The organism is Streptomyces sp. NPDC107498, from assembly GCF_055582805.1.
The window spans coordinates 155,401-164,743 of sequence record NZ_JBVJPE010000016.1; the positions used below are offsets into that span (position 1 = coordinate 155,401).

The following is a 9,343-nucleotide window of genomic DNA, read 5'->3' on the forward strand; positions in this document are numbered from 1 at the left end:
ACCGGCGGCGGGCACGGGACGTGCGACCGCCCGCCGCCGGGGGCTCGGGGCCGGGGCGCCCGCCCGGTCAGTCGGCCGGACGCTCGTCCACCACCTGCCTGAGCTTGCCCGTCCGCGGGTTGGTGACCAGCTCGGAGCGCGGCACCCACTCGATGCCCAGCTCGTGGATGGCGCCGTCCGCGACCTCCGCGGGGAAGAGCGGCCGGGCCGCGTAGACCGCCTCGACGAGCCGGGCGCCCAGGTCCGCCGGGGGCTCTTCGACGTACCCCAGGCGCAGGATCAGGCCGTCCCGTCCGTCCCAGCGGCGCTGCACCATCTGCATGCCGGCGATGTGCCGGTCCGGGTCCGCCTCCACGAGCACCGCGCGGACGTCCTCGATCGGCATGGAGACCGTGCCGACCCGTCCGCCCTCCATGGACCGGCCGAGGAGACGGAACCGCCGGCACCGCGGGTCGACCCACTCGCCGCGGTCGCCCGTCGGGAACCTGATGACCGGCATGAGGGTGCGGAACAGGTTGGTGACCATGACGCGGCCCGGAACTCCGGGCGTGGTGATCGGCTCGCCGGTGGCGTCGTCCACGAGTTCCACCACCGTCCGGTGCGGGAACGCCTCGTGCACCCGTACGTCCTCCCCGGGTACGGGCCGCCCGACGAGTCCCGCGTCGATGGAGGCGTAGCCGACCGAGGCGACGGCCGCCTTGGGGAAGGCGCGCAGCAGGATGGGCCGCAGATCGGTGAAGAGCAGGTCACCGCCGAAGAGCAGCAGTTCCACCGAGTCGGCGGTCCGGCCCCGCCGGACGAGGCATTCCGCCACGGCGGCCAGCTTCATCGGGACGCCGGCGAGGACGTTCACGCCGAAGTCGTCGATCAGGTCGGCGACGAACTCGTTGGGGGCGCCGGCACCGACGGGCAGGCGGACGTTCTCCACGGGGGCCGCGTGCAGGGCGTGCTCGATGTAGAGCATCCCGCCGTACAGTTCGCCGGCCCAGAAGAGGTTGGCCACCCGGTGCCCCGGCTTCAGCCCGGCCCGCACGATGCCGGCGCCGAACGCGGTGACCGAGTCGGCGTGCTCCGACCTCGACCAGACGGACAGCTTGGGCGTGCCGGTGGTGCCGCCGGTCCGGTAGACCCCGGCGTCGGTCAGCGGGCCGGTCAGCACCCGGTTGTCCGGCCAGGTGTTGGCCGCCCAGAACTCCGCGTGGTCGATGACGGGGAGCTGGGTGAGGTGCGAGACCGTCCGCGGCACGTCCCGGTACGCCTCCGCGTAGAAGGGTGAGTGGGTGCGGACGAAGTCGACCAGTTCTTGAAGGGATTTGGCGGGCACTACCTCTCCTGCTCTGTGTCGTCGGATTCCGGCCGGCGCCCGATCCACGTACGCGCGAGTTCCCGCACGACGGAGCCGTCGCGGTCGGCCAGCTTGTTCTCCAGGTAGGCGGCCGCCCAGGGGTCGGTGGGAACGCGGAAGGCCGGTCGCTCGGCCCGCAGCGTCCGCACCACGACCTCCGCCACCTCGGACGCGTCCTGCCCGGCTCCCTCCCACCCGTGGTGGACGACCCAGTCGACGTAGTCGGCGAAGGTCGGGCCGTAGGGTCCGGAGGCGGCCTCGATGGTCTTGCGGTTGACGTCGGGGAAGATCCCGAACGAGGTGCCCCTGACGAAACCGGGGACCACGACGGACACCTTCACCCCGTGCGCCTCCGCCACCGGGGCCAGGCTCTCCATGAACCCCTCGACGGCGAACTTGGCGGCGCAGTAGGCCTCGTTGAAGGGCTGGCCGACGACTCCGTGGACGCTGCCGATGGTGACGAGACGCCCCCGGGCGGCCCGCAGCAGCGGCATCGCGGCCCGGCTCACCTCGACCACCCCGAAGAAGTTCACCTCCAGGTTGGCCCGCAGCGCCTCCGTGGTGGACATCTCCAGGGTCGGGTCGGAGTTGGAGACGCCGGCGTTGTTGACCACGGCGTCCAGCCGCCCGTACGCCCGGTGCACGCCGTCGACGCAGCGGGCCACGGAGTCGGGGTCGGTGACGTCCAGCGTGCGGATGTCCAGGGGGACGCCCGCCCGGTCCGCCTCCTCCCGCAGCGCCCCGGCACGGCCGGGCTCGCGCAGGGTGGCGACCGTGGCGAAGCCGGCCCGTGCCGCGGCGATCGCCGTGGCCTTGCCGATGCCCGAGGACGTTCCGGTGATCAGCACGACCCGGGGTTCCCGGTCCGCCGCGGTCATGAGGCGCCCTCGGCCAGGGCCGGTTCGGCGTTCCCGCCGTCCGCATCCGGCGTCCGTCGCCGTTCGGCCTCGTCCAGCAGGCGCTGGACCCGCAGCGCCGGCAGGAAGGAGCAGGCCGCGAGCAGCGTCCCCCCGGCCATGGTGACCCGGGCCGCGTCCAGTACGCCGAGCGGGCCGGTGAGCAGGCTGACCGCCAGGCCTCCGGCCAGGGCGGCCAGGGGGATCACGCCCCAGGTCGCGGTGCGGAAGGCCGCGTGCATCACCCCTTGGTTCCGTGCGGACATCCGGGACTGCCGGATGGGCGCGCTGGACACGTTGATGAAGGACATGAAGAAGCCGTAGCAGCCCATGGTCACGGCGATCACGGCACCGGCCGGGAGGGCGGGCGCCGCGAGCACGCCGAGGCCCACCAGACAGTGCAGGAGGAGCGCCCAGGCCAGCGTCCGTCCCGTCCCCAGCCGTTCGCCGGCCTTCGGCGCGAGGGCCGCGCCGGCCAGGGCGCCCACCGCCGCCACGGACATGGCGGCGCCGAAGACCCCGACGGAGACGCCGAGTCCCTGGTAGGCGAGGATCGGAAGCACGGTGACGAAGACGGGACCGCCGCAGTTGAGCGTCACGGCCGCCACCACCACCCGGCGCAGCACCGGGTCGGACCAGTTCAGCCGGAAGCCCGCCGTCAGCCGCTGCCACACCGTTCCCTCGGCGACGGCCCGTTCGCCCCAGGGCCGCATGGAGCGGATGGACAGGGCGGAGACCAGGTAGCTGGCGGCGTCGACGAGCAGGGCTGCCACGCCCAGGGCGCCGTAGAGGCCTGCGGCCAGGGAGGGGCCGGAGACCTCGGAGACCGAGCGGCTGCCTTCCAGCCGGGAGTAGGCGCGCACCAGGTCGTCCTTCGGCACCACGGCGGGGACGGCGACCAGGTAGCCGACGGTGAAGAAGATCGTGGCGCCGCTGATCACCACGACGCAGGCGAACAGCAGGGGGGTGGAGAGCAGGCCCTGCCAGTACGCCAGGGGGATGACGGCCACCGCCGCCAGCCGGGCGAGGTCGCAGACGAGCAGGGTGCGGCGGTTGTCCCACCGGTCCACCAGGACGCCGGCCAGCGGACCGAGGAGGGGGATGCCCAGGTACTGCGCCATGGCCACGACGCCCACCTGGAACGCGGAGGCGTCCAGGGCGAAGATCATGACGGTCGGCACCACGAAGACGGTGATGCGGTCGCCGACGGTGCTCACCGACTGGCCGATCCAGAAACGGTTGAACTCGGAGCCCAGGGACGCCGGCCGCCAGGGCTTCACCGCTCCTCCAGCACCACGAGGCCGGAGGTCTTGCCGGTCCGGTCGTTGCTGATCAGGTCCGTGACGGGGCGCACCCGGAAGTTCTCCGGATCGTGCTGGAAGGCGGTGCTCAGGGTGAAGGTCTCGGTCAGGAGTTCCTTGCGCAGCCGCTCGACGTCCACGGTCGCCCCGGGGGCGGTGAGCAGCAGCACCTCCACGGATCCGGCGCGCCCGCCGGTCTCGGAGATCACCACCTGGGCGCGCGCGACGCCGGCCTCCCGCTCCACGCGCGTGATCACCTCGTCGACGTGCAGGCCCAGGCCCCGGACCTGGACCACGCTGTCGCGGCGGCCGAGCACCCGCATGGCCCGCCCGGGCCTGCCGCACGGGCACTCCACCAGTCGTCCCGCGTCCCCGGTGCGGTAGCGCAGCACCGGGTTGAGCACCTCCGGGTCGAGGGTGGTGAAGTCCAGGAGCTGGTCCTCGCCCACGTGGACCAGTTGGTCGGGCAGGACGTGGAAGGTGTCCGCGGGGCAGTGGGGCGTGTTGGTCCCGACCACCCAGGTCTCGGTGCTTCCGAACATGCCCCAGCGCCGGGCCGCCGGCGCGACCGCGGCCATGTCCTCCTCCAGCTGCGGCTGCCACGCCTCGCCGAGCCAGAGCACCTTGCGCAGGGCCGGCAGTTCCAGGCCGGCGGCCCGGGCGTGGGCGAACCAGAGCCTCAGCACGCTCGGGGTGCCGCCGATCGCCGTCACCCCGCGTGCCGCGAAGAAGGCCAGCCACTCGCCGTACTCGTCCTTGGTGACCGAGCCCAGCGCCATCACCTGGCAGCCGGAGAGGTCGGCCAGGGCGGCGACCAGGAAGTGCGCGCCCCACATGCGGCCGGCGCCCCAGGCGTTGACGAAGACGTCCTCGCGGTCCAGGGGCTGCCAGTGGGCGTGCACCCCGGCCATGTAGAAGCCGGTGGGCGCGTGGCCCAGTTTGGGCGCGCCGGTGCTGCCGCCGCTCTGGAAGAGCCAGGTGGCGCCGTGCTCGGCGCGCGGTCGCAGGTGTGCGAGGGCGACGTTGAGGTCGTCCTTGAGCAGGGGCGGGAGCGCGGCGATGTCGTCGAGGGTGCGGACGTCCTCGGAGTCGCGGTAGCGCGGGGCCAGTTCCGGCACCTGCCGCAGGCGTTCCAGTGTCCTGCGGGCGACCGGCAGCCGCGACTCGGCCGCCTCCGGGGTGAGCGAGAACATCGTGGTCAACTCGTTTCCGTCGGTGAGGTGAACGGGGACGCTCCGCCGTCGGCGTCGGCGAGGTGCCTGGCGTGGGCGTCCCGGTAGGCGGCGAAGCGGGCCCGGGTGATGTCCCGTTGGACCGTCCGGTCCGGATCTCCGGGGACGCGGGGTATGACGCCGTCGGGCTCCAGCTCGGAGAACCAGAACCGCTGTCCGTCGTGGAGGAAGTCGAGGCAGAAGAACGGGATGCGCAGCCGTTCGGCGAAGTGGGCGGTGGCCTTCGCCAGTTCCTCGGGCACCGGAGTGAACTCCATGGTGCCGCCGTGGCTCATGTTGGCGACCGCCGAGCCGGGTTGCGGGGTCCGCTTCAGGACCGTGTGGGGCGCGCCGTCGATCACGTACACCCGGTGGTCGACCGTGCCGTCGCCGAGGTACGGCTGGACCACGAGGGTGGTGTCGCCGCCCTGCGCGAGGCTGGCCAGGCCCCGGATGTCCTCCTTGCTCCGCGCCAGGTTGATGCCGCCGCCGCCGCACCAGCCGGCCGGCTTGACGATGGCCGGGTACGTCATGTTCCCGAGGGCCACCTCGTACAGGTGCCTGCTCACGTCCCGTCCCGTGCCGATGCGGACGGTCGGGATCGGGGGGACCGGGGAACCGCCGAGGTGGAGCAGGGTGGCGAGTTTGTCGTTGCCGATCAGCGAGGTCTCGGGAGGGAAGGGCAGGTAGAAGCCGGCCTGTTGCAGCACCGAGCACAGGGCGTACTGGTTGAAGACGTCCGCCTGCTGGTACGGCAGCGAGTAGAGCGCGGTGACGAAGAGCGTGTCACGGGGCGTGACGGGCTCGTCGTCCACGTAGACCCGGGGGCGTCCGGGTTCCGTGCAGTCCACCGTCACCGCGTCGGGGGAGTGCCGGGTCCAGCTCATGCCCAGGTCCTCGGCGGCCTCGGCGTAGAGGCCCCAGAACACGGCGTGCCACATCTCGGCCGTCCGGGTCGATTCCCGGTCGGGGAAGATCCAGCACATCCGGCGCAGCGGGCCGGTGGCGGGGCGGGCCGGTGAGGGGTTCACGGGGTGACCTCCGGTGCGGTGGGGCGGGGGTGCGGGGCGCCGGTCCGACCGCCCTGGGCGGGGGTTCGCTCCGCCCACCAGCGGCGGCCGGATTCGGGAAGGGTGTCCAGCGGGTCGTAGTACGGGTGGCGCCTGGCCAGCGCGTCATCGAGGCTCGCGTCGGGCGACTGCCGGACTTCGAGCCCGGTCCGGTAGTTCTTCGTCCAGTACGAGATGCCGCGTTCGCGTTCGTAGGCGACGGCCTGGTGCACCCAGCGCTTGCCGACGTGCGGTACGTCGCACACGATCCGCGGGGTGGCGTAGCCGGGGAGGTAGCCCATGATCGCCTCCTGGAGCCGCTGGGCCTGGTGGAGGGGGGTCCGCCAGTGCTCGGCGTGGGGTATCACGTCGCAGAGGTAGAAGTAGTAGGGGAGGACGCCCGCTTCGCCCTGGAGGGCGAAGCAGAGGTCGAGCAGGTCCTCGGGGGTGGCGTTGACCCCGCGCATCAGCACCCCCTGGTTGCGGACGTCCCGGACGCCCGCGTCGAGGAGGGCACGGGCGGCCTCGGCGACCAGGGGGGTGACGGACTGCGCGTGGTTGGCGTGGGTGTGCACCGCGAGGTTGACCGCCCGTCGGGCGGCGACCGAGGCGACCCGCCCCACGCCTTCGACGACCTCGGGCTGGAGCCAGTGCTGGGGCAGGCCGATCACGGCCTTGCTGGCCAGGCGGATGTCACGGACCGATCCCAGGTCGAGGAGTCGCATGAGGAACGCCTCCAGCTGGGGCCAGGGCACGTTGGCGACGTCTCCGCCGGACACCACCACGTCGCGCACGGTGGGGGTCCGCTTGAGGTAGTCCAGCATCTGCTCCTGCCGGTCCCGCGGGCGGAGCACGAGCCTGGCCTTGGTGACCTGGGGGGTGGAGGTGCCGACGAGGTCCATCCGGGTGCAGTGCCCGCAGTACTGCGGGCAGGTGGCGACCAGCTCGGCCAGGACCTTGTTCGGATAGCGGTGGGTGAGGCCCTCCACCACCCACATGTCGGCCTCGTGCAGCGAGTCCCGTCCCGCCTTCGGGTGGCTCGGCCACCGCGGGTGCCGGTCCGAGCGCACCGGCAGCATGTACCGGCGGATCGGGTCGGCGAGGAACGCCTCGGTGAACGCCCCCGGTTCCAGGGCGGCCCGGGGCGCCATGGTGTTGAGCATCTGCGGCGTGATCAGCATCGCCATCGTGGCGAACTCCGCCCGGTCGGCGGCGAGGTCGCCGTAGAAGTCGTCGGTGAGCAGGTCGCCGACGACGGACTCGAGCTGACGCGGGTTCTTCACGCAGTGGGCCCTCTGCCACTGGGCGTCGCGCCAGTCGCGTTCCGTGACGCCTCGCCATCCCGGCAGCCGTCGCCAGTCCGGCTCGGTCAGCGGGGTCCGCGCGTACGGGTACGGCTGCGGGATCATCCGGGCCCGCCTAACGGCCGGTCAGGAGGGTGGCGAAGCGCGTCCGGAGCTCTCGTTTGAGCACCTTTCCGGTGGGGCCGAGCGGGAAGTCCTCCGGCGTGCGGGCGATGCTCACCGCGGCCAGGGGGGTCAGCCCGGCTGCGGTCAGGGCCTTGTTGGCCGCCTCCTGGACCTCCTCCGCGGTGCTCTCCGCGGCCTCCTCCTGCAACCGGACCACCGCGAGCGGGAGTTGGCCCCTTCCCGGGCCGGCGGGAACGCCGACCACCGAGCAGTCCCGGACCAGCGCGGCGCAGTCGGCGAGCAGCACCTCCTCGATCGGCAGGCTGTACGCCGGACCGTCCGCGGTGTCGATGACGTCCACCGTACGGTCGAGGTGGTAGAACCGCCCCTCGGCGTCACGCCTGGCCACGTCGCCGGTGAGCCAGTAGCCGTTCCGTTCGAACGTGCTGGTGAGCCTGTCGTCGTTCCAGTATCCGGGGGTGCGGGAAGGCGTGATCACGCCGAGCAGCCCCACCGTGCCGTCGGGGACCTCCCGGCCGTCCTCGTCGAGCACCGCGGCCTTCTCCACGACCTCCAGGGGTCTGCCGACGCAGCGGTCGTCCCGGCCGCTCTCCGGCGTGGTCATCTGCCCGAACAGGGCCATGCCCATCTCGGACGAGCCCAGGCCGTCGATGAACTGCGAGCCGGGCAGCGGCGGCTGTTCCTCCTTCTCGCTGGGGAGCAGCCAGGGCCGGACGAGGCCGGCGGGCCGCTCGCCGAGCCGCACCAGCCGGCGGATGTGTCCGTAGTGGGCGCTGTCTCCGGTGTTGAACCAGGAGTGCACCTTCGCCGCGCCCTCGACCGGGAGTTCGCCGGTGGCCAGCTCCACGAAGGTGCGGGGGAAGGAGGCGACCATGGTCGGCCGGAAGGCCTTCATCACCGGCTCGACGACCGTGCGCCGCCAGTCGGACATGACCACCGTCGGCAGGCCGAGCAGGGTGGCGGTGAGGAAGTAGCTGAGTCCGCCCGCATGGGTGTGCGGCATGAGCGACATCAGCCGGTCGTCGTCCTCGGCGGGGAAGCGCACCATGCGCGGCTGCTTGCCCTCCCAGAACTGGCGGTGCGCCAGTTTGGTGGACTTCGGCGTCCCGGTGGTCCCGGAGGAGTGGATGAGCGCGACCACGTCGTCGGCGGCGTGCCGGTACGGGTAGACGGCGGGGAGCTCCGCGGACGTGGCGTCGAAGGCCTGGAGTTCGGCGGCCATGGCGAGGAAGCGGGGGCGGCGGCGAGGGGTCTCGCGGTAGGCGGCGGCCAGACGCGTGGGGTCGTCCGCGACCACTCCCACGACGCCCACGTGGTCCAGGTAGCGCACCATCACCTCGTGCGGCATGGCGTCGTTGACGAGGGCGGGGACGGCTCCCAGCGCGGCGAGCGCGAGGAAGTGGAGCAGGGGCTCCAGGCCTTCGCCGACCACCACGCCGACCGGGTCGCCGGGCCGGACGCCGTTGGCCCGGTACCACGTGGCGTAGTGGTCGCGCAGGGCGGCGATGTCGAGCAGGCTGTGACCGCGCAGTTCGACCGCGCCCCGGTGGTCGAGGCGGTGGGTGTAGGCGTACGGGACCGCGCGGTTCGGGTTGACGGCGATGGCGTGGTCGAGGAAGTTGCCGGCTCCGAGCGTGGGCTCGGTCATCAGCCCTTGTCTGGCCGCGAGAGGGGCGATGGGCGTGTGGTCGCTCATGAGGGTCTCCCGTTGGGCGTCGCCGGGACGGATCCTGGTGGGGCCGGGGCCCGGCGACTGTTCGAAGGCTTGCTTTTCTCTGCGGAACTCGTGGTTCGGCTGCCTTTTCCGTGCGGTCGTGAGGTACGGCGCACGGGCTGAGCGCGGGGGCGTCGTGACGCGTCGCGGTCGGTTCGCGGGAACCCGGGAACGCGGTGAGGGGGTCGGCGGATTCGGGCGGCGCCGCGACCACCGGCGGGGGCGACCGGCGGCGGTTCGGAGGACGCGCGCATGCGGGGCCGGGGCCCGGCGGGGACGGGGGACACCGGCGGAACGGGTTCCCGGCGGCGGTCGCCGGAAGGACGGGACGGGGGGAGCGGTTCTCCGGCGGCGGGGGGGGGGGGGTGGGTGTGTTTTGGGAGGGGCCCCAGTACCT

General features: G+C 72.8%; 7 protein-coding genes. All 7 read right to left on the bottom strand.

Translation table 11 applies throughout. The features are described 5' to 3' along the window. Positions 1-67: 67 nt before the first annotated feature. The 7 genes from ACZ66Z_RS26200 to ACZ66Z_RS26230 are packed head-to-tail and all read right to left on the bottom strand — an operon-like array spanning position 68 to position 8,928. The gene (locus ACZ66Z_RS26200; protein WP_469937817.1) at positions 68-1,324 is read right to left on the bottom strand and encodes an AMP-binding protein; all 1,257 of its coding nucleotides are present in this window, start codon (positions 1,322-1,324) and stop codon (positions 68-70) included. Beyond that, positions 1,324-2,223, bottom strand: coding sequence for an SDR family NAD(P)-dependent oxidoreductase (locus tag ACZ66Z_RS26205; protein ID WP_469937818.1), 900 nt, complete (start codon positions 2,221-2,223; stop codon positions 1,324-1,326). Before ACZ66Z_RS26205 ends, ACZ66Z_RS26200 begins: the two co-directional genes overlap by 1 nt. Beyond that, positions 2,220-3,521, bottom strand: a complete 1,302-nt coding sequence (locus tag ACZ66Z_RS26210) for an MFS transporter (protein ID WP_469937819.1) — start codon at positions 3,519-3,521, stop codon at positions 2,220-2,222. Before ACZ66Z_RS26210 ends, ACZ66Z_RS26205 begins: the two co-directional genes overlap by 4 nt. After that, entirely contained in the window at positions 3,518-4,735 is a 1,218-nt protein-coding gene (locus ACZ66Z_RS26215) for a phenylacetate--CoA ligase family protein (RefSeq protein ID WP_469937846.1), read from the bottom strand. Before ACZ66Z_RS26215 ends, ACZ66Z_RS26210 begins: the two co-directional genes overlap by 4 nt. 5 nt (positions 4,736-4,740) lie before the next feature. Beyond that, positions 4,741-5,784, bottom strand: a complete 1,044-nt coding sequence (locus ACZ66Z_RS26220) for an ATP-grasp domain-containing protein (protein ID WP_469937820.1) — start codon at positions 5,782-5,784, stop codon at positions 4,741-4,743. Then, positions 5,781-7,211, bottom strand: a complete 1,431-nt coding sequence (locus ACZ66Z_RS26225) for a KamA family radical SAM protein (protein ID WP_469937821.1) — start codon at positions 7,209-7,211, stop codon at positions 5,781-5,783. The genes ACZ66Z_RS26220 and ACZ66Z_RS26225 overlap by 4 nt, the downstream gene beginning before the upstream one ends. A gap of 10 nt (positions 7,212-7,221) precedes the next feature. Continuing rightward, on the bottom strand, positions 7,222-8,928 hold the full coding sequence (locus ACZ66Z_RS26230) for a class I adenylate-forming enzyme family protein (RefSeq protein WP_469937822.1): 1,707 nt from the start codon (positions 8,926-8,928) through the stop codon (positions 7,222-7,224). Positions 8,929-9,343: the final 415 nt, after the last annotated feature.